General features: G+C 32.0%; 30 protein-coding genes and 2 pseudogenes. 16 read left to right on the top strand and 16 right to left on the bottom strand.

The features are described from left to right. Positions 1-37: 37 nt before the first annotated feature. A complete protein-coding gene (locus tag AOY20_RS10285; RefSeq protein ID WP_054581775.1) occupies positions 38-667 on the bottom strand; it encodes an HAD family hydrolase in 630 nt (209 codons plus the stop codon). Next, positions 634-1,839, bottom strand: a complete 1,206-nt coding sequence (locus AOY20_RS10290) for a DUF1615 domain-containing protein (protein ID WP_054581776.1) — start codon at positions 1,837-1,839, stop codon at positions 634-636. The genes AOY20_RS10285 and AOY20_RS10290 overlap by 34 nt, the downstream gene beginning before the upstream one ends. Before the next feature lie 267 nt (positions 1,840-2,106). On the opposite strand from AOY20_RS10290, the gene AOY20_RS10295 reads away from it, so the two are divergent. Beyond that, positions 2,107-2,688, top strand: a complete 582-nt coding sequence (locus AOY20_RS10295) for a DJ-1/PfpI family protein (RefSeq protein ID WP_054581777.1) — start codon at positions 2,107-2,109, stop codon at positions 2,686-2,688. 92 nt (positions 2,689-2,780) lie between these two features. Here the strand turns inward: AOY20_RS10295 and AOY20_RS10300 are convergent, their stop codons facing one another. The 5 genes from AOY20_RS10300 to AOY20_RS10320 are packed head-to-tail and all read right to left on the bottom strand — an operon-like array spanning position 2,781 to position 6,262. After that, a complete protein-coding gene (locus tag AOY20_RS10300; RefSeq protein WP_227510333.1) occupies positions 2,781-3,995 on the bottom strand; it encodes a DegT/DnrJ/EryC1/StrS family aminotransferase in 1,215 nt (404 codons plus the stop codon). Between the two features lie 2 nt (positions 3,996-3,997). Then, positions 3,998-4,390: a DMT family transporter gene (locus tag AOY20_RS10305; RefSeq protein WP_054581778.1), complete on the bottom strand. Its 393-nt coding sequence runs from the start codon at positions 4,388-4,390 to the stop codon at positions 3,998-4,000. Beyond that, complete coding sequence (locus AOY20_RS10310) at positions 4,387-4,746, bottom strand: EamA family transporter (RefSeq protein ID WP_054581779.1); 360 nt, start codon at positions 4,744-4,746, stop codon at positions 4,387-4,389. Before AOY20_RS10310 ends, AOY20_RS10305 begins: the two co-directional genes overlap by 4 nt. Further along, positions 4,743-5,573 (bottom strand): alpha/beta hydrolase, encoded by an 831-nt coding sequence (locus tag AOY20_RS10315; RefSeq protein ID WP_054581780.1) that lies wholly within the window; start codon positions 5,571-5,573, stop codon positions 4,743-4,745. Before AOY20_RS10315 ends, AOY20_RS10310 begins: the two co-directional genes overlap by 4 nt. Next, positions 5,570-6,262: an MtnX-like HAD-IB family phosphatase gene (locus AOY20_RS10320; RefSeq protein ID WP_054581781.1), complete on the bottom strand. Its 693-nt coding sequence runs from the start codon at positions 6,260-6,262 to the stop codon at positions 5,570-5,572. The genes AOY20_RS10315 and AOY20_RS10320 overlap by 4 nt, the downstream gene beginning before the upstream one ends. A 294-nt stretch (positions 6,263-6,556) precedes the next feature. Between AOY20_RS10320 and AOY20_RS10325 the strand changes: the two genes are divergently transcribed. The 5 genes from AOY20_RS10325 to AOY20_RS10345 all read left to right on the top strand — a co-directional run bounded on the left by AOY20_RS10325 (position 6,557) and on the right by AOY20_RS10345 (position 12,770). Continuing rightward, the gene (locus AOY20_RS10325) at positions 6,557-7,324 is read left to right on the top strand and encodes a MipA/OmpV family protein (protein WP_144424776.1); all 768 of its coding nucleotides are present in this window, start codon (positions 6,557-6,559) and stop codon (positions 7,322-7,324) included. A gap of 113 nt (positions 7,325-7,437) precedes the next feature. Further along, positions 7,438-8,817: an aspartate aminotransferase family protein gene (locus AOY20_RS10330; protein ID WP_054581783.1), complete on the top strand. Its 1,380-nt coding sequence runs from the start codon at positions 7,438-7,440 to the stop codon at positions 8,815-8,817. Between the two features lie 7 nt (positions 8,818-8,824). After that, a complete protein-coding gene (locus AOY20_RS10335) occupies positions 8,825-9,880 on the top strand; it encodes a peptidogalycan biosysnthesis protein (RefSeq protein ID WP_054581784.1) in 1,056 nt (351 codons plus the stop codon). A 20-nt stretch (positions 9,881-9,900) separates the two neighbouring features. Beyond that, positions 9,901-10,776, top strand: a complete 876-nt coding sequence (locus tag AOY20_RS10340; protein ID WP_054581785.1) for a hypothetical protein — start codon at positions 9,901-9,903, stop codon at positions 10,774-10,776. A 272-nt stretch (positions 10,777-11,048) separates the two neighbouring features. Beyond that, positions 11,049-12,770: a thiamine pyrophosphate-dependent enzyme gene (locus AOY20_RS10345; RefSeq protein WP_054582587.1), complete on the top strand. Its 1,722-nt coding sequence runs from the start codon at positions 11,049-11,051 to the stop codon at positions 12,768-12,770. A 110-nt stretch (positions 12,771-12,880) separates the two neighbouring features. On the opposite strand, the gene AOY20_RS14765 is transcribed toward AOY20_RS10345, so the two are convergent. Then, a complete protein-coding gene (locus AOY20_RS14765; RefSeq protein WP_054581786.1) occupies positions 12,881-13,747 on the bottom strand; it encodes a YadA-like family protein in 867 nt (288 codons plus the stop codon). A 714-nt stretch (positions 13,748-14,461) separates the two neighbouring features. On the opposite strand from AOY20_RS14765, the gene AOY20_RS10355 reads away from it, so the two are divergent. The 4 genes from AOY20_RS10355 to AOY20_RS10370 all read left to right on the top strand — a co-directional run bounded on the left by AOY20_RS10355 (position 14,462) and on the right by AOY20_RS10370 (position 17,309). Further along, complete coding sequence (locus tag AOY20_RS10355; RefSeq protein ID WP_054581787.1) at positions 14,462-15,046, top strand: hypothetical protein; 585 nt, start codon at positions 14,462-14,464, stop codon at positions 15,044-15,046. Between the two features lie 313 nt (positions 15,047-15,359). Then, on the top strand, positions 15,360-15,491 hold the full coding sequence (locus AOY20_RS15085) for a hypothetical protein (protein WP_257720058.1): 132 nt from the start codon (positions 15,360-15,362) through the stop codon (positions 15,489-15,491). Positions 15,492-15,655: 164 nt separating this feature from the next. After that, positions 15,656-16,507: a 3'(2'),5'-bisphosphate nucleotidase CysQ family protein gene (locus tag AOY20_RS10365; RefSeq protein ID WP_054581789.1), complete on the top strand. Its 852-nt coding sequence runs from the start codon at positions 15,656-15,658 to the stop codon at positions 16,505-16,507. A 61-nt stretch (positions 16,508-16,568) separates the two neighbouring features. Next, positions 16,569-17,309: a histidine phosphatase family protein gene (locus AOY20_RS10370; protein WP_054581790.1), complete on the top strand. Its 741-nt coding sequence runs from the start codon at positions 16,569-16,571 to the stop codon at positions 17,307-17,309. 24 nt (positions 17,310-17,333) lie between these two features. Here the strand turns inward: AOY20_RS10370 and AOY20_RS10375 are convergent, their stop codons facing one another. Further along, positions 17,334-17,774: a hypothetical protein gene (locus AOY20_RS10375; protein ID WP_054581791.1), complete on the bottom strand. Its 441-nt coding sequence runs from the start codon at positions 17,772-17,774 to the stop codon at positions 17,334-17,336. A 150-nt stretch (positions 17,775-17,924) separates the two neighbouring features. Beyond that, positions 17,925-18,191, bottom strand: a complete 267-nt coding sequence (rpsT, locus tag AOY20_RS10380) for a 30S ribosomal protein S20 (protein ID WP_054581792.1) — start codon at positions 18,189-18,191, stop codon at positions 17,925-17,927. Positions 18,192-18,408: 217 nt separating this feature from the next. On the opposite strand from rpsT, the gene AOY20_RS10385 reads away from it, so the two are divergent. Both AOY20_RS10385 and rraA read left to right on the top strand, forming a co-directional pair. After that, positions 18,409-19,077, top strand: a complete 669-nt coding sequence (locus AOY20_RS10385) for a Rossmann-fold NAD(P)-binding domain-containing protein (protein WP_054581793.1) — start codon at positions 18,409-18,411, stop codon at positions 19,075-19,077. A gap of 138 nt (positions 19,078-19,215) precedes the next feature. Beyond that, positions 19,216-19,722 carry a ribonuclease E activity regulator RraA gene (rraA, locus tag AOY20_RS10390; protein ID WP_054581794.1) on the top strand — a complete coding sequence of 169 codons (507 nt, stop codon included), beginning with the start codon at positions 19,216-19,218 and terminating at the stop codon, positions 19,720-19,722. A 42-nt stretch (positions 19,723-19,764) separates the two neighbouring features. Here rraA and AOY20_RS10395 read toward each other — a convergent pair whose 3' ends face one another. From AOY20_RS10395 to AOY20_RS10405, 3 genes are all read right to left on the bottom strand, one after another. Continuing rightward, positions 19,765-20,178: an HIT family protein gene (locus AOY20_RS10395; RefSeq protein ID WP_054581795.1), complete on the bottom strand. Its 414-nt coding sequence runs from the start codon at positions 20,176-20,178 to the stop codon at positions 19,765-19,767. A gap of 34 nt (positions 20,179-20,212) precedes the next feature. Next, positions 20,213-20,482: a YARHG domain-containing protein gene (locus AOY20_RS10400; RefSeq protein ID WP_054581796.1), complete on the bottom strand. Its 270-nt coding sequence runs from the start codon at positions 20,480-20,482 to the stop codon at positions 20,213-20,215. A 78-nt stretch (positions 20,483-20,560) separates the two neighbouring features. Then, on the bottom strand, positions 20,561-21,433 hold the full coding sequence (locus AOY20_RS10405; protein ID WP_054581797.1) for an NAD(P)-dependent oxidoreductase: 873 nt from the start codon (positions 21,431-21,433) through the stop codon (positions 20,561-20,563). A 459-nt stretch (positions 21,434-21,892) separates the two neighbouring features. On the opposite strand from AOY20_RS10405, the gene AOY20_RS10410 reads away from it, so the two are divergent. The 4 genes and pseudogenes from AOY20_RS10410 (at position 21,893) to AOY20_RS10415 (ending at position 23,796) form a co-directional block, all read left to right on the top strand. Continuing rightward, positions 21,893-22,471, top strand: coding sequence for a YceI family protein (locus AOY20_RS10410; RefSeq protein WP_054581798.1), 579 nt, complete (start codon positions 21,893-21,895; stop codon positions 22,469-22,471). A 139-nt stretch (positions 22,472-22,610) separates the two neighbouring features. After that, positions 22,611-22,748, top strand: a pseudogene (locus AOY20_RS14940) (site-specific integrase); the annotation flags it as partial. A 23-nt stretch (positions 22,749-22,771) separates the two neighbouring features. Next, positions 22,772-23,081 (top strand): annotated as a pseudogene (locus AOY20_RS14535) (integrase core domain-containing protein); the annotation flags it as partial. A gap of 253 nt (positions 23,082-23,334) precedes the next feature. Continuing rightward, positions 23,335-23,796, top strand: coding sequence for a hypothetical protein (locus tag AOY20_RS10415; RefSeq protein ID WP_227510334.1), 462 nt, complete (start codon positions 23,335-23,337; stop codon positions 23,794-23,796). 83 nt (positions 23,797-23,879) lie between these two features. Here AOY20_RS10415 and accC read toward each other — a convergent pair whose 3' ends face one another. From accC to aroQ, 3 genes are read right to left on the bottom strand one after another with little or no spacing between them, the layout of a single operon-like run. Beyond that, the gene (accC, locus tag AOY20_RS10420; RefSeq protein WP_054581800.1) at positions 23,880-25,244 is read right to left on the bottom strand and encodes an acetyl-CoA carboxylase biotin carboxylase subunit; all 1,365 of its coding nucleotides are present in this window, start codon (positions 25,242-25,244) and stop codon (positions 23,880-23,882) included. A gap of 17 nt (positions 25,245-25,261) precedes the next feature. After that, the gene (accB, locus tag AOY20_RS10425; protein ID WP_054581801.1) at positions 25,262-25,681 is read right to left on the bottom strand and encodes an acetyl-CoA carboxylase biotin carboxyl carrier protein; all 420 of its coding nucleotides are present in this window, start codon (positions 25,679-25,681) and stop codon (positions 25,262-25,264) included. A 17-nt stretch (positions 25,682-25,698) separates the two neighbouring features. After that, on the bottom strand, positions 25,699-26,154 hold the full coding sequence (gene aroQ, locus AOY20_RS10430; protein WP_054581802.1) for a type II 3-dehydroquinate dehydratase: 456 nt from the start codon (positions 26,152-26,154) through the stop codon (positions 25,699-25,701). Between the last annotated feature and the right edge of the window lie 619 nt (positions 26,155-26,773).

Here is a 26,773-nt window from a genome sequence, read left to right on the forward strand (position 1 = left end):
GAGTGGTATTTTTTTATGACGAAAATGTTTTAGCTATTTAAAAGGGGGGTAATGGTTTTTGCTCTGTTGTTAAATAAGGAAAATCTGCCAAAGAAAGTAGGTAGAAATCTTCTTCACTATTACCATAAGCATAAATTGCCTGATAGTGATCTAATTGGTATTGTTCTAATACTCTAATTTTCTTTTGTTCATTGCTACAATCAGGACTACTATATTGACCTGTATAATGATTTGACTGAATTTCAGTGGTTGTACAAATTAGATGAATGCCTAACTCTTTACAAATATGCTTTAGATAAATATCAATGGAGGCTGAAACTAAAACAATCTCATCACCTTGTTTTTGGTGTTGCTTAAGTTGGTTGTAAAGCTCAGGATTTAGATATTTTTCTAGTAAAAGTTTTGCATATTTTTTAGCAAAGACCTCAATTTTATCTTGAGATTGAGCTTTAAATAAAGTTGAAAAAAGTTTTGGTCGCATTAAATGTGCAGGATAGATTTTTAAATAATATGCACTAATCCAAGGTGAAATTATAATACCTTTCTTATAAATTTCAAATTTAGGCAATGCAAAAAAGATAAACTTTGTGAAGCTATCAATACGACACAAAGTTCCATCAAAATCAAAAAGTGCTAAATTTTTATGCGTCTTGCTTTTTGCATGCATGTTTCATATCGACCGTTAACACGTGTAGCAAACCAATTTGTGTTGTAGTCACGACTGAGTTTTGGTCCAGTAATAACAACTTCAGGCATAATTGCATATATTGGATCTTTACCAGTTTTTTTTGTATAAAGTTTTGTCACAGCACGATAAGTCGCTGTATCTTCAAAATCTTCCTCTTTTTCTTGTTTGAGATCTGAACGAATTTGTCGCGGAGTAACTAAAATATTATTTCGCGCAAAGACTGCAATAAGCTCTCGTTCAGATTGACTTTGAGTTGATTTTGGAGAGCCATCTTTACTATATAAAAGTAAGTCACCATCTAAAGATAACTTATTATCTGTGAGTTCGTTGATCATGCTTTGGAATGCAGCATTACGACTTGAATACATACCAGAGTTATAATCTGCAAAACGATAAATAGGCTTATCGTAAGTTGCAGGGTACATCATTAAACGATGGATACCATAATAAAGACCACCAAATTGGCTATATAAATCTGTTCTTAAATCAGCAATGCTTCCACTTTGGCGTTTATGATCTTTTGCATATGAAATATGAACTTGCATAGAGCCTAAAGTGGTAATGGGATTTAATTTTTCTCCAAAATCTTGCCCAACTAATTTGGCTGCACCCGTCAATGCACTAACATGATAGTGCTTAGACATATAATCAAAAATTTCTCGGTATAATTCATCTAGTTGTCGTTCAGTTTTTACACGACGCATTTGGCTTAAATAGTTATCTTCAGGGCTTGGTTGAGTTTTTAGAACTTCTTGGAAATAGTCAGCTAAAGATCTACCGATTGTATCTCCTAATTTATCAGTGAATTTTTCATTTAAGCGTTCTTCAACTTCTTTTACTGCTTTTGCACCTAAGCCGGCAACTTCAGGATCAGCATGAAAATTAGATTCTTGATCTACAACAGCAATAATACTGCACATATTTTGCTTAGTTTGGGGAATACCTAATTGTTTTGCAATGTCGTAAATATCATCTGACCAGGATTGTTTATTATTCACACGAGAAGGTAGTAGACGCTTAATTTGTTTTGCATCTAGTTGAGGTTCGTCGTTATTAGACCACCATGATCCGTTACCACATGCAACTAAGCTGAGTGATAATGTAAGTAATGTAAAAGGTTTAAGCATGGAAGATACAAAAGCTTGTTTCATAAACAAAAAAACCTGAACCGAAGAGAAAAATCCCTGAATGGATTAGATATTATACAACGGCTATCATGAAAAATTGGAATATATATGTATATTATGCTTCATATAAAACTTAAATTTATTTGATTTTTAACTTAAATGAAAGTGTTTTTACATAAATGAGCAGATCAGAATAGCAATCATTGATATATTGAAACCAACAGAATGTAGTAATGAAAAAAATTGTTGTTAAAGTTGTTTTATTTTATTGATAAATATAGGGATATATAAATGATTGATGTTGGAATACTTTTGTTTGATGAAGTAGAAGTTTTAGATTTTGCTGGTCCATTTGAAGTTTTCTCCATTACAACAAATGAAAAAGAGCAGAAATTATTTAATGTTTTTACAATCGCAGAAAAAAGACAAATTTATGCAAGAAATGGCTTAGAAGTTAATGCAAAGTATTTGTTAGATAATATTCCCAATATAGATATTTTGGTTATCCCTGGTGGGCATGGGGCTGAAATGATAGAGCTATATAATACAAAATTACTTCAATGGGTGAAAGAGCAGTATAAAACCACAAAAATTATATTTTCTGTGTGCACAGGTGCTTTTATTTTGGCTGAGGCTGGGTTGTTAGATCGTTTAAATGCGACAACACATTGGATGGATATGGAGCGATTAGCAAAGGATTATCCTAAAGTACATGTAATTAAAAATGTTAGATATGTAGATGAAAATAAAATTATTACATCTGCAGGTATTTCTTCAGGTATTCATACTTCTTTGTATTTAGTTGCAAAAATGTTTGGGCGTGGTATAGCACTGAAAACAGCTAAACGAATGGAATTTGATACAGTGTTATAAGAGCATTTTAAGTCATTTTATAAAAGTTACTAGCCTATATTATTTGATATTTTTTATTGATAAGAGAATAAAAAAATAATGATAAAAATCATTTAAAAAGATTCATGCTTTTTGAGTGTTTGTAAAATATGTTGAAATATTTCATTAGATAGCCAATGTGTATTTGTGATTGTAAAACACCGTGAAGCAAAGTCTTGAGCATTCGGTGTTTTATAATTAAGATGTGTTAAATTTGGATATTCTGGAATTGCTCGGACAAAAAGTTTTGTAATACCTAGACCACTTTGCCACAAGTCATCTAAAATTTTTTGGCAGCGCATAGGATGATCAACTAAAATTATTAAAAAAGGGAATGTTGCGTGAGTATTTTCTTGAGCTTCAAATACATATAAATATGAAATTAATTGTAGTTGTTTGATACGAGTTTCAGCTTGTTCTCTTAAAAAATTCCAATAGTCTGTTAGTCGAATGCTAGCTTTTGCAGCAACTTTACTACGCCATTTTCCTAAAGAATGTATTGGAATATCATCTAGACTAAAATTATCTCCAACAGCTGAAATTTCATCATTTTTTTGTAAATTTTTTCTTAATTGTTGACCGTAGAAATAAGATAGAAATTGTGGTCGATAGAAAAAATAATAACCCCATAATTCAATACAGCGCTGAATTTCCCATTTATTTATTGTAGGAAGTTGTGATGCTTTTTGATGTATACGCAGATGAATTTCAGGATGCTTACTAAAAGCTAAACCACCTTCTGCACTTGTTAAACCTTTACCAAAAGCGAGGCTGAAAAAACCAATGTCTCCACGTAAGCCGACACTTTGATTTTTATTGAATGCGCCCATTGCCTGAGCAGAATCTTCTATAAGAAAACAGTCATATTCACGAGCTAAAATTTCACAATTTTGGAATGAGTTAACTAATCCTCCATAATGCGTAATGACAATAGCTAGAGTTGAATCATTGATTAGTTGTTGTAAAGATAATGGATCTAACGTGAGCGCATTAATATTTAAATCACATATTTTAGGAATTAAGCCAATTTTTTCGATTGCAAGTATAACTAAGGGACAAGTCCAAGCAGGAACTATAATTTGATTTTTATTAGGTTTTAACTCATATAAAACTTCTAAGCTTAAAATAAATGCAACTGTTCCAGAGCAAGTTTCAGCAGGTGTTGGAATTTGAAGAAGTTTTGCAATTTCGTCACCTAAACGCAAATTTTTATGATGAATAAAGTCTTGCCAAATTAAAGCTAAACCTGCTGTAGGAGGAATTTCAGTTTGCATTAATTCTGTTTTCATATTTAAGCAGTTGATTTAATTTTTTCATCATCATCCTCTTGTTTTGCTAAAAAGAGAACACCCGCAATAATCAGTGTAGCTCCAATGACTTTGGGAATGGTAAGTGGTTCATTAAATAGCCAAATTGAAAATAAAGTCACACTAATTAATTCTAAATGCGATGCTGCGAAAGAGGGGCCAACAGGTGCATATTTAAGCAATGTCATCCATGTAAAAAAAGCACCAATATAGCCAACAAAGGCACCATAAATCCAAGGTTGACTAAAAATACGTGTTAACCATGCAATATCAAATGTAACTGGTAATGCATAAATTGAGGCATATTTAAAACTGATTTGAGCCAATGTATCAAAGCTTAATAAGGCTAAGAATCCAATAATATAAAATGATCTCATGTACCAACTCCCACAACCATGACACCTAAAGTAATGAGAACAACGCCAATAAGTCTATTTTTAGAAAGTTTTTCTTTAAAAAATAAGCGACCAGCAATCATAATGACCACAATATTAATACTACCAAGCATTACGCCTTCAGAAAGTGGCACAAAAGATAAGAATGCAAGCCAAACAATAAATTCAAATATATAGCTTAAAATACCTAACCATAGCCAAGGTCTTTTAAGCATAAATTTCCAATGTTTGAAGCCATCTAAATTTTTATTTTCAGTTGCAGCAGCTTTAAATGCAAGTTGTCCGACTGTATCTACAACAATTGTGATGATCCACACTAGAATAACAATAGGGCTCATTGATTTGTAACTTGTATTGGTTGAGTATATTCATTTATAAATTGTATTGACTCTTGAATAACTTGCTTTCTGTCATTATCAATTGTGATCATATGATAACTATTATATAACCAGATTAGTTTTTTATCGCCAGAAACTCTAGTGTATATAAGCTCGCTATTACGACGGTGAGCAATGTCATCATCATAAGCATGTAGGCATAAACATGGTGCAGTAATTTTATTTAAATTTTGTCGCACATTGTAAGAAAGTTTACGTAACTCATTGAGAGAAAACCATGGGTTTCCTGGTAAACCAGCTTCGCTACTATTGCCACTATTCATTGCGTGAATAATACGATGTCTTAATTGTTCATTGTGAATGCCATAGGGTTCAGCTTCATCAAAAGTATGATGTTTGAAATAACTAGTTTTTGAAACGATCGGTAAGGCAATCGGTGCAATGAGTTTAGACCATAACGGAATGCTCCAACCATCATATTTAAATGTTGGAGCATAACTAATAATACCATTTGTCTGATGTTCAGAAGCATATTTAAGTGCCAAAAGTGCACCCATAGATAATCCTGCAATAAAAAAATAATCGGTTGATGCCTTTAATTTTTTTGCAGCATGGCAAACACTTTCATACCAGTCTTCCCACTTTGTTTGAATCAAATCGTCAATATTGCCACAATGTCCTGCTAGTTGAACACCGTAAACACTGAAGCCAGATTGATTAAAAGTACGAGCAATTCCTCGAACTTCATTTGGGGTACCTGTTAGACCATGAATGAGCAAAATACCAATTCGGTTGCCTTCTAAATAAAAGGTATTATCTTGAATCATGCTTTGACCATATTTAAGTGGATGAGTTTCTGTAATTGTGGAATTGAATCTGAAATTTGATGAATAGGTTTGAATGGTAGGTTTTGTTCTTCGCAATAATTAATTAATGAAGATTTAGCAAAAATAAATTGCACTTGGTGAGCTAAACAAAAATCTGAACGACCATCACCAATTAAAATGATAGTAGGTTTATTGGATTGGTCAGCAATTTTACATTTACATGTTCCATTTTCTTTGATGCAAAATGGACTGGCATTTGGGAATTCAAGCGACCATGTTTTTTCAGAACGTTGGATGAGTTTATTCGCAACAATTGTAACGTTATAAATATTGTATTTATTTAATAGATAGTGAATGGCTAAATCTAAACCATCGCTGACAATTGTAATAGGAATAGAAAAATCAGAACAAAACGATAATAGTTCTATAAAACTGAGATCAAGTTCCATCTGATCTAAACAATTATAAAACTCACTTTTTGACATATCTAAAAGTTCAATCTGATTTTGCATACAATGCTGAGAACCAATAAGACCATTTTCCCATTGATTCTCTATTTCTTCCCAGCCTTCTTTTGCATAATGATTAAGTAATAAATCCGTAGTATCATTTAAACTTATTGTGCCATCAAAATCACATAAAATATGAATAGAGTGTGATAAAAATATATTTTGGTCATAATTAAGCATAAATACTCACGAAAATTTAATATTGAACTTACATAAATGAACGTGTGCATTCTATAAAGAAAATATAATAATAGTGTAAAGTTATTTTAATTTTTACAAAAATATCACATTGTATAGCTTTGTTAATTTATATATCTTTTTATTAAAATATAAATTTATAATTACAGTAAAATAAGCATCAATTTTTTAATATAAGAAATTGTTTGTTTATATTTTTAAATTATTTTTTTTGGTTTATTATTTTTAATAAAATATATGCCATTGAAGTGTTAACTGGATTTAAATGGATTTTCTGTGAAAGATATAATAAAAGATAAAATAGTATATTTGAAAATTAATATATTTTCTTTTGTCTTGGTATCATTAATTTATTCAATATCGTATGCAAAGGATAATCCAAGTTTATCAGTTGGAGGAATGCTTGATTTAAATATTTCTCCATATCAATTTGTTGAAAAAAAATATAATTTTGGTTTCAAGCCTGTTGTTTTTTATGATGATGATACATTTTATTCTGAAGGTGATGAGGTTGGTGTTTATTTGTACCAAGATGATCAAAATGAGTTCAGAATTAATGCATATTATGATGGATTAGAGTTTGTACCTACTGATGAATATCAAAATTTAAATAAAAGAAAGTGGTCAATTCTAGCAGGTGCAAGCTATATGAGAATTACATCTTATGGTGGATTTAAGCTTCAGATCGCAAAGGATATATTATCTAGACATAATGGAATGGTTTTAACAACATCATATTTAGCAGAAATTAAAAGTAATTTATGGACTTTTTATCCTGAGTTTGGCTTAAAGAGAAATGATCAAAAATATAATGAATACTATTATGGTATTTATGGGGGAGGTGAAAATAATGTTGGAAATTATAATCCAGAGTCTTCTGTTAATCCATATATGTCATTAAATGGTATTTATTTTGTTAATAATAAGTGGAATATTATTTTTGGTTTTGAGTTTAATTATTTAACAAATCAGTTGTTTGAAAGTCCTATTGTGAATAAAAGGTTGGAGTATGACTTTTCTTTAGGGGCTTTATATAGTTTTTAAACAATATTATATTTAATTTAATAAAGTGGGTTATTTATAAGTTTAAATAAATGTTTTTAGATATTTGTTTAAATATATTTGGATAGCTTTAATTTAATTTAGGATGTGATTTTATGTCGATTAATGAAAAACAGCTTTTAGAAGATGAGGCTAGATATTGTTCATATGGTGATACAGTTCATTATGTGAATCCACCAAAAATATTTACAAATTGTCAGGGTAGCTATGTTTATGATGATGCTGGAATAGAATATTTAGATTTACAGATGTGGTATTCCGCTGTCAATTTTGGATATAAAAATCCTCGTTTAGATCAAGCATTGATTGAGCAAATTCATACACTCCCTCAAATTGCTAGTCAGTATTTGCACCCAACTAAAATTCAATTAAGTAAAGTCATTGCAGAAGACTTATTGAAAAAAACAGGTGTAAAAGGACGTATTCATTATAACGTTGGTGGTTCGCAGGCAATTGAAGATTCATTAAAAATTGTTCGTAATTTTTGCAAAGGTAAAAGTCGGATGTTTGCCTTTGAGGGGGGATATCATGGACGAACATTAGGTGCTTCTTCAATTACCTCTAGTTATCGCTATCGTCGTCGTTATGGTCATTTTGGTGATCGTGCACAATTCATTCCTTTTCCATATCCATTTCGTCGTCCTAAAGGTATGACTGCTGAAGAATATGCAGATAAATTAATTGTTGAATTTGCACGTTTATTTGAAAATGAGTATCACGGTGTTTGGGATCCTAAAGTACGTGAAAGCGAATTTTCTGCATTTTATATTGAAACCATTCAGGGAACTGGTGGTTATGTTATTCCACCGAAAAATTTCTATACTGGATTAAAGAAAGTTCTAGATGATCACGGTATTTTATTAGTTATTGATGAAATTCAGATGGGATTTTACCGTACAGGCAAATTATGGTCATTTGAACATTTTAATATTACTCCTGATGTTCTTGTGTTCGGAAAAGCATTAACAAATGGTCTTAATCCACTTGCAGGTTTATGGGCTAAAGAGGAAATGATCAATCCTGAAGTTTTTCCAGTAGGTTCAACACACTCAACATTTGCTTCAAATCCTTTAGGTACGGCTGTGGGCTTAGAAGTTATGAACATGTTGGCTGAAAAAGATTATGAAAAGCAAATCATGGAAAGCGGAGCATATTTTCTTGAAGGCTTAAAAGATTTACAAAAGCGTCATCCTGAAATTGGAGATGTGGATGGTCTCGGTTTGGCTCTTCGTGCAGAGGTCTGTCAGGCGGATGGATTTACACCGAATAAAGAATTATTAGATAAAATGGTCGATATTGGTCTTTCTGGTACACTGGAATACAAAGGTCAAAAATGTGGTTTAGTATTAGATGTTGGTGGTTATTATAAAAATGTAATTACATTTGCACCTTCATTAGAAATTTCACGTGCTGAAATTGATCAAGCAATGGTTCTACTTGATCAGTTGTTTATACGTGCAAAAAAGGAAATTTAGTTTTCTAATGACTAGATTTTTAAATCAATTAGAGCCTCAATCTTTGGTGGATGCATTTTTAAAGCATCCACCACAAGATTTTGAATTATATTTAGAAAAAGAAATTCCTGCATTTACAATGCAATTTAATTTATTAACAACGCTAGATAGTAAATTAAAGAAAAAAATTGAAAACATATATGGTTATAAAAGGTGGAAAAATTTTATCACCTTTCAAACATGTTTTATGGGGACGACTGTTACGGAATACAGTCCATTATGTGCACAAAAAGATATAAATGAAGCAATTCGACTCTTTAAAGAAATAGGTAAGGAGCAGTCATTAACAATTATTAAAGATTTACCCTTAAACTCACCATTGTTGTCTGATCTAGAAAATAAATATAGTCAGAATTTAATTGAGTATGCAAAAAAACAAGGTTTTTTTGTGGTTGAGGGGCAAGCATTAGCTTATGTACCTATTAATTTTATAAATAGAGAAGATTATTTATCTAAATTATCAAAAAGTCGAAGAAAAAATTTAAAACGAAAACTCAAGTGCTTAGATTATTTACGTATTGAGTGGGTGAAAACTGGCACAACAAAATTTCAAAGTGTTGAATTTTGTAAATACTTATATTCACTATATTTTTCTGTTTATCAACAAAGTGAAATTCATTTTGATTTATTAACAATTAATTTCTTTAATGAAATATTGCTAGATGCAGAAAGTGGTGGTTGTGTTGCATTATATTGGTTTGGTGAAGAGCTAGTAGGCTATAACATATGCTATGAATATCAAGATAATTTAATTGATAAATATATTGGTTTTAATTATGAGTTGGCTTTGAAGTTTAATTTATATTTTGTCAGCTGGTTTGTTAATTTAGATTACGCTTTAGAACGAAATTTAAAATACTACATTGCAGGTTGGACAGATCCTGAAGTAAAGGCTCAATTGGGGGCTAAATTTACATTTACAACACATCTAGTATGGGTTAGACAGCCTATTTTGAGGCAAGTACTAAAGCCGATCAAACATATATTTGAAGCAGATAAAAAGTGGTTTCAGTTGAATACTTAAATCATGAGGATGTAGTTAAGATGAATGATCGAAACACAGTCGTATTAAATTTTGATAATTCTACAATGCCTTTTGATGCTTCACTTGTCATTGATTTAGTTGGATGGCAAGAGCGTATTCGCTTTGGATGTTCGTGGAAAAATTTTAAAGCATTATCACAAGAATTGAGTAATAAATTACCAGTATTCCATGAATTAGGTTGTGTGCTTATGGGAAGTGGTGATTATCATCATATTACGCAATTATTGTTGAGCCGAATAAGTGCCCCTATACATTTAATTGTTTGTGATAACCATCCAGATAATATGCGCTATCCATTTGGTATACATTGTGGTTCTTGGGTGTATTGGGCGAGCAGGTTACCTCAAATACAGCGTATTGATGTTATTGGTATTTGTTCATCAGATATTAGTTTAAAGCATGCATGGGAAAACCATTGGTCACCACTAATGAATGGAAAACTTCACTATTGGAGTATTCAGCAAGATGCAACATGGATGAAATGGTTAGGTGCAAAGCATAATTTTCATTATTGTGAATCTGCAGATTCATTGATGCATAGTTTTATAAATGAATTAAATTCTATTGATATTCCATGTTATTTATCCATAGATAAAGATGTATTATCTGAAACTGAGGTTAAAACAAATTGGGATCAAGGACAGTTTTTATTTAAACATTTAAAACAGTTAATTCAAACTTCTCATTTAAAGCTAATTGGTGCCGATATTACAGGGGATGTTTCCGCGTATCAGTACCAAAGTAGGTTTAAACAGTTTTTAAGTGAGTCTGATGGGCAAAATGAGTTAGCGAGTGAACAAATTTACTTATGGCAATTAGATCAGAAAAAAATGAATCATGATCTTGTTAATTTACTGCAAAAATCATTTATTTAAGTGGATCGTATGTCGCATCAATCTGATGCATTAGGGGGAAATCTATATAGTTAAATTAGAACAAATTTATTTAAAAATTTTCAAAAAATTGTAATGCTAGAGTAATAAAAAAAGCAATTGTTTTATCTACATTTTATTGTATATTTTATATAAAAATAACCATAAATTTCATCTTATTCAAGAAATGCAAGTTAATATAATTATTCATCTTAATGATTAATATTTAAGTCATTTCTGGGTAATCAATGACTTTATATGAAAAGGGTACAAAAATGGCGGAGCTAAAAAAAGTATCAGATATTCTTGTTGATGTTTTAGAACAAGCTGGTGTAAAACACTGTTATGGTGTAGTTGGGGATACACTAAATTTTGTAACGGAATCCATTTATCAAAGTTCTATTGAATGGGTTCATATGAGACATGAAGAAGCAGGGGCATTTGCAGCAGGTGCAGAAGCTTTTGTTGCAGATCGTTTAACTGCATGTGCAGGTTCTTGTGGTCCAGGTAGTTTACATTTTATTAATGGAATATTTGAAGCACATCGAAATAATGCACCTGTCATTTTAATTGCGAGTCAATTAGCAAGTGAAAACTTGGGAACAGGATTTCCCCAAGAGGTTGATGTTGTATCTATTTATAAAGAATGTTCTGTATTTTGTCAGCAAGTCACAGATCCTAAACAAGCTCGTCGTGTGTTTACGCAAGCTGCACAAGCAGCAATAAATAAAAAAGGTGTTGCAGTTATTGTTCTACCTGTAGATGTGAGTAAAGCAGTTGTTCCTGATAGTGGCGCAATTAAAGTTTGGCAAGCTAAACCAATATTAAGACCAAATGATGATGAATTAAAACATATTGCAGCACTTATTGAACAAGGTAAAAAAATTGGTATTTATGCAGGTATTGGCTGCCAGTATGCACATGATGAGCTGGTACAGTTAGGTGAATTATTGAAGGCACCTATTGCTCATACATCTAGAGCAAAAGATTTTGTTGAATATCAAAATCCCTATAATGTTGGGATGACAGGTATGTTTGGAAATAAAGGTGCTTTTGAAATGATTAAGCACTGTGACACATTGTTATTGCTAGGATGTGGTTTCGCATGGTCACAGTTTTATCCTGAGCAAGCTAAAATTATTCAAATTGATCATGATGCAACACAATTAGGTTTGCGTCATCCAATTGAATATGGTGCAGTTGGAGAAATTAAAGAAACAATTAAAGCACTATTACCGTTACTTAAACCAAGAACTGATCGTGAATTTTTAGAACATCATGTTCGATTATATTGTCACTCTATTCGAAAATTAGACGAACGTGCGGATATTGAAAATACTGGGCCAATTCATCCACAGTATTTGATTGAATTAATTGATAATTATGCAAAAAATGATGCTATATTTACAGCTGATGTCGGTTCGGCAATGGTTTGGATGAGTCGTCATATTCATGTAAATGGTGAGCGTAGAACATTAACAAGCTTAAAACATGGAACCATGGCAAATGCAATGCCGCAAGCTTTAGGCTTACAAAAAGCTTTTCCTGAAAGACAAGTGGTTTCTATTTCAGGCGATGGTGGTCTTACCATGCTTTTAGGTGATTTATTAACGGCTTATCAAGAGAAATTGCCAGTTAAAATATTTGTTCTAAATAATGGCGCACTAGATTTTGTTGAGTTAGAACAAAAAGGGGAAGGTCTAATTAACCGTTATACAGATTTACATAATGGTGATTTAGCAATGATTGCAAAAGGTATGGGGTTTTATGCAGAAACAATTGAGCATGGAAAAGATCTAGATGCCGCTGTAAAAGCATGTTTAGCACACGATGGTCCTGCTTTATTAAGTGTAAAAACAAGCCCTAATGAGTTAATTGTTCCACCAATAATTGAAAGGGAAAATGTGACAAGTATGGCTCTGTATAGTGCAAAAGCAATCCTAGAAGGTCGTTATTCGGATGTTATACACTTGGTTAAAGATAATATTAAGTCATAATTTTGATGAGTGAGTTTGAAACATTAGAATTATTTATTATTAACACATTTTTTTAATATCAAAACAAAGGCAAACAGAGTTTGCCTTTGTTAAATTAGCGATACTTTACATTACCATTCAAAGTTCATACCAACGTTATAACTTGCTTTACCATTATTTGCGATTGTTGCTACCCCAGCTTTGACAGCTACATTTTCTGTAAATCTGTAACCTGAGCCAACTGCAACGGCACCTTTACTGCCGTAGCCTCCCATTGCAACTGTTGCATTAAATTTACCCACACTATATGGTTGAAATAGACCTGCCATAGCAGCAGACATAGCTAGGCCTTCCTGCATTTCCGATTTAAGCTCTCTTAAGTCACGATCTAGACGGTTTAAACTGTTACTTAATTGATCATATCCAGCACCTGAATTACTGCTTTGGAATAGGACATCTGCATAAGCATATGCATTATCAAGTGTTTCTTGTGCTTTCGTATCTGTATATGCATTAGCATTGCTTTCTGCAATTTCTACTTGAGAATTAGTATAATTATTTGCAGTTTCTACAGCAGCATCTGCTTTTTCTTGAGATACAGTATTTAATTGACCTACATTGACAGCATCTGTGTCAGCAACACCAGTTGCAACATTATTGATATTTGAATTAGACATATTAAGTGATGAACTAATTGTTGTACCATTTGGTGCATAAATTAAAATTTTACCGGGATCATCTCCAGTACCATTTAAACCAACACCTAAAGCAGCTCTATTTTCACCAGTAAAAACTGATGTAAAGTCTTCATATAATCCAACTCCTAATTCTCCTCGGCAGTTTGAACTAGTTTGTGTTCCGCCTGAAGTTTCCCCGATCGCTGTATTATTACCAGTACATACACTTACAGAGCCTGCTATTGAAATTGTTGAGTAGCCTAATAAAAATGATAGTGCTGAAAGTTGAAAAATCGTATTTAAACCTCTTGCTTTTTTCATTTTTTACATCCTGTTAAGTTATTGAGTTAGTAATTAACATGATGAATAATATTGAAAAATAGATTGTAAGTTTATTTATATTTTTGGTGAATAATCTGTTAAAAATCATAAGTTTGAAAGGTAATTTTATACATTATATTTTAATAAGGTGAAGTTGCATACAATGTTATTTAAAAGGTGAAAAATAAATAATAAAAATAATGTGAGGAATAATTTTCAGAAGATTTTACAACAAGATAATATTCAAATTTAAAATTTATTAATCTTAAAGCGCAATTGAATTTGAGTATATTGTTAGTTAGAACAATAAATATTTTTCTAATATTATAATTTAATTAAACAAACATAATAAATTTATATCTTTATGTACGATTCACATTTAAGCACTTAAGTTTGTGTAACACCGTTATTGCTGTGTTTGTATGGTTGAATAAGTAATAGTCTATTAAGTTAAATTAAAAATTACACTTTATATACTATAAAAATATATTGTTTTGAGATAATAGAAAGACTTCATTTGTACTAATGATTTGATTATTTCTACAAATTTGTATTTTGGTAAAAAATTAAAAATGATAAGGTGATTTCATGTTGGTATGATTTACTGTCAAACATTCCGTATAATTATATAAAAATCATGTGACTTTTGATCTTGAGATTAATAAGTTAGTGATTGAAGACAAAAAATTAAATTTTATTAATGATGATTGAGCTATGTTTAATTTGATATCGGATTGGGTAACTCTAATCGCAGGAGTACTTGTTGTAATTGCTGGTTTTGCAACAATATTTGGAGTATGGATTGTTTTTAAGACATGGAAAACATGGAAAAAGCATCAAACTTTTATTTATGAAATGGATTTATTACTTGAAGCAGAGGTTGCAATCTCAGATATTTATGCCAATGCATTTCATCGTTTTTCAAGAATCTATACTATACAAAAAAATGTTTTAAGTTCAACGGGAACAAGTACTGATAATCAACTACTTCATAAGTTGACAGAAAAAAATCAAGAACAACTTGATTTATATGAAAAATACGAAAATGATTTTTTTGAACTGAATAGAAAATATCAAACAGTGAAACAAAAACTTGAGTTTATGGGAATTGATTATATTGATGAATTTGATCCTTATGAACATGAAATGTTTGTTCAAAAGATTAAAGATGAAGTATTAATTTATGATGATTTAGTCAGTTTAGAAAATTATGCGAAAGGTGCGATGTATAAAATTGGTGAAAGAAAAAAAGAGTGTTTACAAAAAATGAAGCAATTTAGAGAGGATCTATGTTCATAATTTTTATTTAAAATCTTGGTAAAAATATATTAAAAATTGACTCTATTTGCTAGGAGTGAGTAGATGAAATTCTTAGCAAATATTTAAGAGCTGATAGATCATTTTTGAAAAAATTAATTTTTATAAAATCAATGATTTATATTTTATTTATAATTTTAAATTATTGAATAATACAATAAAAGTCTAAAAAATATTATTTAACGTGATATATTATTCTTTATGAGAATACTTTTGTGTAATATGTCAAGTGTATGAGGCAAAATGTATGTTATTAAAAAAAATTGCTATAACTTTATTCTATGCAGTCATATGTATGACATGGATTATGGCTGTTGATAGTAAAAAACTAGAAGAACACTCAATGAATGCTCAAACCATTGACGTACCATCATGTAAGTTTAATGATTCGAGATTTACTGATAATGTTACTGAAGACAATGCATAAAAGGGTAAAGATTATTTAATAAATTAAGCCTTTTCAACTCTTACAGTATTTTTGTATTTGTTCGCTAGGTTGGTGTAGAAATAATAAACTAAATATTTGAAGCTTAAAATTCACATTTTGATTTGTTATATTGAATTTATACATTTTAGTTGGTTTTTAAAACTATGTTTATTGTTAAACCACGACCAAGCACAAGTCAACTGCTTGAAGATATTTTGTTGATTATAGGACAAGCAAGTGAAATTTTGCGTTTAGAGTATCAAAATTACTGTGCTGGAAAAGGGTTTATAGTTGAACATAAATCAGATAAGTCACCTGTGACACAAGCTGATTATCGTGTTAATGAATATATCATTGAGCAATTACGTCAAATTTCAGAATTGCCTATTTTATCTGAAGAAATACAACAAACACAGGAAAAGAAATGGAATAAATTTTGGTTACTCGATCCTTTAGATGGGACTAAAGAATTTTTGCATCAACGGCCTGAGTTTACAATTAATTTAAGTATTGTTGAGAATGGTCAAACAATATTTGCTGTTTTAGCAATTCCATGTGAATTTACAGTGTATATTGCACCTGAATCTGGGGCACCTCTAAAATATAATTATCAAAATAAAGAATGGGCAAGTTTTATTGATATTTCAGAACGAAATTCTTCTCAAGTTACTGTTGGATTGAGTCAGAGTAGTCAACAAAAGCCACAATATGAAGAATTTTTAAATAAATTAGAACAGGTTGCAAAATTTAAAACATATAAAGCAGGAAGTGCATATAAATTTTGTATGATGCTTGAAGATAAAATTGATCTTTATCCAAGATTTCATCCAACATGTGAATGGGATACAAGCGCAGGACAATGTTTATTAGAGCGAGTTAATGGTGGATTAGTCAGTCTTAAAGGTGAGCCATTTTATTATAACCAAAGAAATACCTTTTTAAATCATGGGTTCATTGCGTATAGAAATATAGAAATGAAGCATTTAGCATTTAATGTATTAGAACTTATGTCGTAGAAAACTAAGTGAAATACAGAGTTCATGCTATAGTGAATTAAATTCATAAATTATTCTAATTATGGCACTTAATCTGCTTCCTGATAGCATGTTAAAGGCAATGGACTTATTGCCAGATTCACGTACACCAGTGACTTTGTTTACGAGACATTCCATTCGTGAAGTTGTTGAGGGGCAAGGTTTAGCTGGTTATGACTTACACTTGACTAGTGATGGACGTGATTTAGCATATGAATGGGGAGCTTTTTTAATACAAAATACAGATCGTGTCATTGAACATTGTATTTCAAGCCCGATTCAGCGTTGTGTAGATACTGCTGCTTTAATGATTGAAGGAGCAGACCGATATGGTACTGAAAAACATACTCATTATATTGAAATTGTTGAGCAGGGGTTGCTTGTAGAGCCGGGAAGTTTTGTCCTAGATATTCAACAAGCAGGACCATATTTCCAAAAACAGGGTGCTTTAGGTTTTATTAATAGTTTTGTAAAGAATGCATTACCAGGGATGAAACACCCAATACATGGCGTTGTTGATGTGCTAGAGCTTATTTATAATACACACCCAACACAGATGAATGGTCTTAGCTTGGCAGTGAGTCATGATACGATTATCGTTGCAATTTTAGCAATTATCTCAGGACAAAATACTGTAAATAAAGAAGACTGGCCACAGATGATGGAAGGACTCTTTGTATGGTTTGAAGGAGATGTATTTTCTGAATCAAAATTAAAATGGATTTGGAGAGGAAAAAAGAATGAACTTTCCATACGAGATTTTCAAAAAAGAGAATATCTATAAAAAGTTCATTATTATAGTCTAAAATTAAATTTTTGCTTTAGTTCGATTTTTAAAATCTAATAAATTTATACTAAGACCATCATCATTTAAAGGCCAAATACTTGTATTAACTGGTACACTTTGTTGGTGAATTCTACTGTACTTATCTGCAGCAATTAGCGTTGCAATTTCATGTTCAGGTATGGTGTATGCTTCAACAATTTCTTTAGGGTATCCTGTTCGAGAGTAGAATACTTCCTCGTTTTCGCCATGATGTAGTGCCATAATTTTTTCTACAGCAGGTAAATAAACACCATAAGCTAACCAAGCATCTACACCTTGAGAAGCTTGAATTTCAGCAGTGCCTTTCATATTTGAAATAATGCGACCTAAAATATCTTTTTCACCTTTGGATGAAAAATATTCTATATATTGATTTTCGGCATCTTGAAATTTATCTAGGCTTGGTAAAAATTTATTGATCATCTTTTTATTCCAAATTATAGAAATGAATTAAATGTAAAATACCATAAAAATAATAGGGAATTGACTAAAAAAGATTAAATAAAATTATTCTATTTGTTAAATGAATAGGTATAAAAAAAGCCCATAAAGGGCTTTTTTTATTGCAACAAATTAGTTAGCTAATGCTTTAACTTGTGCGTTTAAACGGCTCTTATGACGAGCAGCTTTGTTTTTATGGATGATGCCTTTATCAGCCATACGATCGATTACAGGTACAGCAGTTTTGTACGCTTCAGATGCAACAGCATAGTCGCCTGCAGCGATAGCAGCGATAGTACGTTTGATATAAGTACGAACCATAGAACGTAAGCTTGCGTTGTGTTTACGTGCTTTAACGTTTTGACGAGCACGTTTTTTAGCTTGAGCAGAGTTTGCCACTCGTGCACTCCTTGAATTAGATTGGTCTGGGCGGGCTGCAATTACATCTGAAAACCAACATCAGAAGAACTTATAAACCAGCCCGTAAACAAGTGGCATATTGTGATTAATCTAAGCCATGAAGTCAAGTCTTGACATGCTTTGACAACATTTTAGATGCAGAAAAATTCTAAAGAAAACGTTAGATTAGTATATAACGTACGAGAATGGTTAAAAAATGACTAAATCAATTAAAAATGTCATCGTCATTGGTGCAACAGGTTTGGTGGGATTAGAACTACTTAAACAGTTAAATGAATTGGAAAGTTGTGAAAAAATTACGGCTATAGTGAGACATGAAAATTTAGCATTACAATATTTAAATAAAGTGCAACAATATGTGCTGGATGATTTTTTACTTTTAAATGATCAAGATGTCGCTGGTTTTGATCATGCATTTAGTTGTTTGGGAACAACTTTAAAGAAAGCAGGATCTAAAGAAAAATTCTATCATACAGATTTTGAAATCAATGCTCATTTTGCTGATTTATTAGAACTAAAGGATACTCACTTTATTTTGGTAAGTAGTATAGGTGCTGATCCGCAATCAAAATTTTTTTACAATCGTGTAAAAGGTGAGTTAGAACAGCATATTTTACAATTGTGCTTATACAAAACGTCAATTATTAGACCATCTTTACTTTTAGGTCAGCGTGCTGAAAAAAGATTGTTAGAAGATGCTACGCAGAAAATTTATGAACTCTTTTCAAGCTATATTCCAAGAACATTTAAATATAAACCAGTAACAGCACAGCAAGTTGCAAGTATGCTACTTCATGTAGCTCAGAAGCAATCAGAAACTATACGATTTTATGAAAGCACAGAAATAGTTAATAGGGTGGAGTGAATTGATTTTCGTCATAAATTGTTGATATATAATCTTTAATTTAGTTAATACAATAGTCGAAGTCTAGTCGGAATTTTATTAGAAATATCTTAGATTATGCTAGTTTATGAGCACTCAAAAGTTAAATAGGGAAATAAGATGTCATCGATATTTGTGACATGTGATTTGCTTGATAATTATCCTGATTTGGATATACAAGTTCTGATTCCATCATTAGATGGTAAATTTTTTCAGAGTTATGGTGGTCGAAAAAGCTTTTATGGACAAATTGTAACTGTAAAATGTTTTGAAGATAACTCTAGAGTAAAAGAACTATTGGCAACAGACGGTACGGGTAAAGTATTGGTCGTTGATGGTGGTGCTTCAATGCGTTGTGCGTTGATGGGAGATATGATTGCCGAATCTGCTGTAAAAAATCATTGGAATGGTGTGATTATTTATGGTTGTGTACGTGATGTTGATGCAATCGCACAACTGGATTTAGGTGTACATGCTTTAGCTGCTATTCCTCAAAAAAGTAATCGTAAAGATATGGGCGAAGTCGATATTCCGCTTTATTTTGGCTCTGTTACATTTAAAGCAAATGATTATGTATACGCTGACAATAATGGAATTATTGTGTCACAACAGAAATTGATTGATTGACTGTTTAAATATAAAAAGGAGCCGAAGCTCCTTTTTTCTAGTTTAAAGTGCTGCTTTAATTTTTTCAGCCAACGCTTTAATTTTTTCTTGATCACCCATTTGTACTGCATGCTTGCCTAAATCATGAACTGAACTAGGAATTAAATGGAAATGTACATGTGGAACAGTTTGACCTGCAGCTGCACCAGAGAGTTGCATTAAAACGATACCTTTCGCATCTAAAGCTTTTTCAATAGCTTTTGCAACTTTTTGTACAATTTGAATTGTATATGTAGCCGCTTTAGGATCTAAATCCATTAACGTTTCAGCAGGTGATTTAGGAATAACTAAAGTATGGCCATCTGCTTGAGGCATAATATCCATAAAAGCAAGCACTTGATCATCTTCATAAACTTTAATTGCTGGTAACTCTCCACGAAGAATTTTTGCAAAAATGTTTTGATCATCGTAAGCCATGATTACTCCTTTTCGTTGTGTAACAGAATCTCTGTTATTTACATTGCAGTTCTTTTTGACGAGCTTTGATTTGCTCTAAACGAGCTTGTTCAGCATCAGAAAATTTGGGCTTAGTGGTATAGCAATCTGAATTATTATTGAAACGCGCTTTTGTATCAGGATCTTTAAAACAGAAACCTTTGGCCGCATAAATAACATCTGAATCTTGTTTAAGCTTTTTACATTCTGCTTCCGAGGCAAATGCACTATTCAATCCAATTATTGTTAAGCAACAAGTCAGCATAATGCTTGTAAGTTTATTCATCAATTTACCCTCGATGTTTATTTGTTTAGACATGCCCATCAGTGGGGTATACATTCTGCAGGTTATTCTGAGATATGCCTAATTAAGTGTAATCTTACTCCAAGACTCATACAATTTAATAGCACTAGAAAAATCATTTTCACCTTCTGATGCTAAATTGGCTGCTTGAATTAAGTTTTGCGCTAAGGATAATACAGGCGAGGGTAGTTTTGCTTCACGAGCCAAATCAATTGCTATACCTGCATCTTTAGCAAGTAGGGGTAGAGCAAAAGTAAGAGGAAAAGAACGATTTAAAACGCGTTGGGCAAAAACATTTTCTGTTACGCCACTTTTACCGCTAGATGCATTAATACATTCTAAGGCTTCATTTAAATCGACACCATGAGCTTTTAGTGTGGTAAAACCTTCTGCAACAGTCCATAGGTTAACTGCAAGTAACATATTATTAATCGCTTTAACTGCAAACCCTGCACCAGATTCACCGACATGTTTAACAAGAGAACCAAAAGTTTGTAGTGCAGGTAATGCACGTTCAAATGCAAATTTATCACCACCAATCATAACGGTTAAGGTACCATTTTCTGCACCAATTGTTTGTCCGCTAACAGGAGCATCTAAAAAATCTACACCAATATCTTTAAGTTGTTGAGTAAGTTTTTTTGCTGACTCTGGTACGCCGCTAGTGCAATCTACCCAAATGCTACCTTCTTTTAATTGCTGTGAGTTAATAATAGTTTCAACTTCATGGCTTGTGGGTAAACAAGAAAAAATAATATCGGCTTGTACTGCAATACTTAAATCAACTGCTTTTGTACCAAAAGATTGTTCATGTTTCTTAGCTTTTTCAAAGTTTCTATTCCATACATAAACTGTCTCAAACTTTTTTGTTAAGTGAGCAGCCATTCGATAACCCATAGCCCCTAATCCAATAAAAGCAACTGTTTGAGTCATTGTCTTGTCCTATTTTTGATGTTTCTTTATTTCCAATTTAACTTTTCTAAAATACATACTCAAATTGATTAGATCAAAATAATGGTTTTAAAGAAATAGTTAAAATATATTTGGTGATTTAGCTTAAAGATTGTGATGGTGTCATAGAATCATAATCTCTATATCAACAGAATGTTATATACAATTTGAAAAAGGAAATAAAGGTCTATAAATAGTTTTAAAAATTATATGTCTATGACTAGATTAGATAAAAAAAATAACATTTCAAATAATATTTTAGGCTATGATGGCTAAACATAAAATGTGTTAAAAATTATGCAATTTTTTACTAAAAGGAAGTGGTTTAAAAGAATATTACTTTATCGTTTCATTAATGAAACATTCTGTTTTATGGGTAATCTTTTTTTTAAAAGTACGTCCATTATACTCGCTAAACAATTGAATACAGGGCATTATAATATGAATTTTAAAACTTTATCTTTAGGTTTGCTAGTAACAACATTGACTACAGTTTCTATTGCAAAACCAGTTGCTTATCAAATTGACCCAACACATACAGCAACAGTTTTTTCATGGAATCATTTTGGTTTTTCTACACCATCAGCGAACTTTAGTGACATTCAAGGTGTAATTAATGTCGATGAAGAAGTTCCAGCAAACTCTTCTGTTAATGTAACTATTCCTCTTTCTAGCTTAAATACAAACGTACAAGCTCTAGATGAGCATTTACAAACAGCAGACTTTTTCGATGCTGCTAAATATCCAACAATTACGTTTAAAAGCACGAAAGTAGAAACAAAAGATAAAAAGAAATTCAAAATTACTGGTGATCTTACTGTAAAAGGCGTGACTAAACCTGTGGTTCTAGATGCTGTGTTAAATAAACAAGCAGTACATCCAATGTCAAAAGCTGAAACAATTGGTTTTAATGCAACAACTTCATTCGATCGTTCTGCATTTGGTGTAGGTGCATATGTTCCAAATGTTGGCGATAAGATTACTGTAAATATTACAACTGAAGCTTCTGTTAAGAAATAATTATTTATTTAACAGTAAGTTGTATTGATAAAGCCACCTTATATGGTGGCTTTTTTATGTCTAAAATTACAATAAATACTTTTTATTTTGACTGTTTTTACAGCTTTTTTCGTAAAATGAAAAGAAATTTACGCCAAATATGAAGATTCCAAAACCTAGAAAACGTGGCAATTCTTTCCGTATAGAACTAATATTTAATGGGCAAAGAATTGGCGCCACTAGAGATACTGAAAAAGAATGTGAGCAATGGGTAGTGAGCCTACTGGGTTTGTTGGAGACTTTATAGTGTAGAGGTATCAGGAATATCTTTCTGTTCGCTATCAATCATTTAGAAATAGCAAATTTACGGACATCAGTCGGTATGACAGGTGATTCATACGATAATGTTTTGGCCGAAACGGTAAATGGTTTATACAAAACCGAGGTGATTGAATATTTAAAAGCAGACTAGAAAGGCTTAGCGGATGTACAACTTGCGACCCTAAATTGGGCGGATTAGTTCAATAAAAAGCGTATACGTAGTGCTCTCGGTTATGTGTCACCTTTTGAGTTTGAATCAATGTTAGATGATAAGATTAAGCTGTTAGGTTGGGTGAGCGAATTTAAATAAAAAGGTGCAGTTCACTGCCCATTGTTGGGCGTACTATTTATAGGCTTAATACCCAATAAAAAATTAGTATAAATGTAGTTGTATTTTTGCGTATTGAATTATTTGAATTATTAATTATTTAAAAAGTAAAAATTTGAATTTAAATAAAAAAATCTGTTCTGATTTGTATAATTCATTCTTTGTTTTTTTAAAATATGATAACGTTAACAAAAGATTTGAATTGTCTAAGTTAGATATGAAAAAAAAATTTATAATGCCATTTATTGTGTGTTTAAGTCTTTCTGCTTATGTTTATGGTGAAAAGGCAGATTCGGAACAGACGGTTAACCAATTTCAACCTTCAGTGAATACTGTACGAATTTCCTTAAAACCTGAGATCGTTGGGTTATGGGGAATGAGTATAGATAATCAAAAGAAGTGTACTGAGTACTATAATTTTAAAAGTAATAATGAATTTGTAGTGAAAAGTGATAAAGAATGGACAACAGGTTTTTATGAATATGAGCCAATGGTTAATTTTGATGATAAAAGAAATATTTTAACTTTGCATGTAAATTACGATAATAATGAAATGGATTGTTCAGGAAATCAAGTTGATCAGTCTGATGAATTATCACAGTATAGTGTGAAATGGAAAAATCCAAAATCAATAGAGCTTTGTAATCCTGAAAGACCTGACGAATGTTTTGCGACCTTAAATCGCGTATTGCCGTAAATGAATATAGCTTAGGATGCTCTGTTTTATATCTGATTTATTTTTTAACTTAAAAAGCCGCGATTAACGCGGCTTTTTATACTTTATACTTTATCAGAATGACCTTCTACTTGTTTAAGTAGGTGTTTTTCAAGGTAGTGAATATCCATTGCTTCTTTACAGAAATTTGGATCTTGTAAGATTAAATCTTTATGTAAAGGAATATTAGTTTTAATACCTGTTAAGATCATTTCATCTAGCGCTTGGCGCATACGTGCAATAGCAGTTTCACGATCTTTACCATGAGCAATGAGTTTTGCAATCATTGAATCATAATAAGGTGGAATACTATATTCAGGGTAAATGTGTGAATCTAAACGAATACCTGCGCCGCCTGGAGCATAGAAGCTTTCAATTTTACCTGGTGATGGTAAGAAAGTAGTTGGATCTTCCGCATTGATACGGCACTCAATAGCATGTCCTTGAACTTTAATATCATCTTGAGTAATGCTTAGACCAAGCCCAGCAGCTACACGTAATTGTTGTTCAATAATATCGATCCCTGTCACCATTTCTGTTACAGGATGCTCAACTTGAACACGAGTATTCATTTCAATAAAGAAGAATTCACCATCTTCAAATAAGAACTCAAATGTACCAGCGCCACGGTATTGCATCAATTCACAGGCATGAACACAAGCTTTTAGAATATCAGCACGTGCTTGTTCTGGTAAGCCGGGAGCAGGTGCTTCTTCAAGTACTTTTTGATGGCGACGCTGTAAAGAGCAGTCACGATCATAAAGATGAACGGCATGACCATTACCATCTGCCAAAATTTGAACTTCTACATGACGAGGAGTTTGTAGGAAACGTTCCATATAGACCGTATCATCTCCAAACCACATTTCAGCATCACGTTGTGCTGCTTGAACAGACTCAAGTAGTGTATCTACACGTTCAACAATACGCATACCACGACCACCACCACCAGAAGCTGCTTTCACAATAAGTGGAAAGCCAATCTCTTTAGCTTCTGCAAGAGCATTTTGTGGTGTAACAGCATGTGCTGAACCTGGAACAGTTGGAACACCAGCTTTACGCATTGCAGTAATGGCAGAAACTTTGTTTCCCATTAGACGAATATGTTCAGGACGAGGACCGATGAAAATGAAGCCAGAATTTTCAACAATTTCTGCAAATTCTGCATTTTCAGATAAAAATCCATAACCAGGATGAATAGCATCTGCACCAGTCACTTCAGCAGCTGTAATAATTGCTGGAATATTTAGGTAGCTTTCACTACTTGCTCCAGGACCAATACATACGGCTTCATCACAGAAACGCAGATGCATTAAATCTTTATCGGCATCGGAATAAATACCAACGGTTTTAATTCCTAAAGTTTTGCAAGCACGGGTGATGCGAAGAGCAATTTCACCACGGTTTGCAATTAAAACTTTTTGCAACATTGTGAGTCCCCGTGGTATTAGGCGCGATAACGGAATAATGGTTGACCAAACTGAATTACATCGCCATTTTTAACTAAAATTTCTTCAATAACACCACTTTGAGTTGCCTCAATTGGGTTCATGATTTTCATTGCTTCGATGATACCCAAGGTTTCACCAGCAGAAATAGTTTGACCTACTTTAACAAATGGTGCTTCGCCAGGACTTGGTGCAGCATAAAAGACACCAACCATTGGTGATGTTTCAACAGCACCACGTGGAGTTTTTGCAGCAGCAGGAGCTTCTGCAACAGGCGTTGGCATTGTTGGAACAGCTGCTGCTACAACAGGATTGCGACGTGTAAGAGCAATCGACTGATCGCCTTCTTTTACTTCAATCGCTTGTAAGTCAGACTCAATCATTAAATCGATGAGTTTCTTGATTTTACGAATATCCATGAGACAGTATTCCTAATTTAAGATTTTATAGAAGAGTTAATTTTTTCAATAGCGAAATCGAGAGCGGCTGCATATCCTTTTGCACCAAGGCCACAAATTACACCAATTGCTTTATCTGAGAGATATGAATGATGTCTAAATGCTTCACGTGCATGTACATTAGACAAATGAACTTCAATAAATGGTATTGCGACACCGAGCAACGCATCACGTACTGCAACAGATGTATGAGTTAATGCAGCAGGATTGATGATAATAAATTGAATACCTTCTTCTTGTGCTTGGTGAATGCGATCTACAATCGCACCTTCCCAATTACTTTGAAATGTATCTAATTCAATTGATAAATTCGCTGCTTGTTGAATGAGTTGCTGATTTATATCTTTTAAGGTTAGGGAACCATATACTTCAGGTTCACGCATGCCTAGCAAGTTTAAATTAGGTCCATGAATGACCAAAATGGTTGCACTCATTCGGTTCGCTCCAGTTTGAAAGTTGCAATATTATTTGCAAGATGTCTGCAAAATTTGCTTATTATGGCATAAAATCCCATTCTTTTATTTATAAATTCTTTAAAATGACATGGAACATAGGGGCCAAAATGTTGGTATATAATGAGAACTTTGCAAGGAAGTGGCAATGTTAAAAGATACCAAATGTAAAATTTATTATTCATTTTTACATTTTAAAATAATTGGCTAAATCTATACATTTACTTTATGTAAACTTTGTTTAATATGTGTTTAAAAGTGTGATTTGTTTATCATTATTTTTGTTTTTTACTTTTTTTGATTTTAGTACCTAATTTTAAAAACAATATAAAACAATAGGGTATCTACATTGTCGTGTTTTATTTAAATAATTAATGTGCTGATCTAAAAGTAATTTGAATTCTATCTGTGGTTTTTTTTGGGGTCTAAAAATATATAAATATCATATATATGGGGCTTACATTAGTTGTTCTAGTTTAACTGTATATATAAATTTCTAATGTCTTTATGTTGTTTATATTTATATAGCTGATGAAATATAAACTAGTATTCTGTTAGAAAACATCTAAAAATGAGCTTGATTGTGATTTTGGAGATAAAA

The organism is Acinetobacter equi (assembly GCF_001307195.1).
Taxonomy (GTDB): Bacteria; Pseudomonadota; Gammaproteobacteria; order Pseudomonadales; family Moraxellaceae; genus Acinetobacter; species Acinetobacter equi.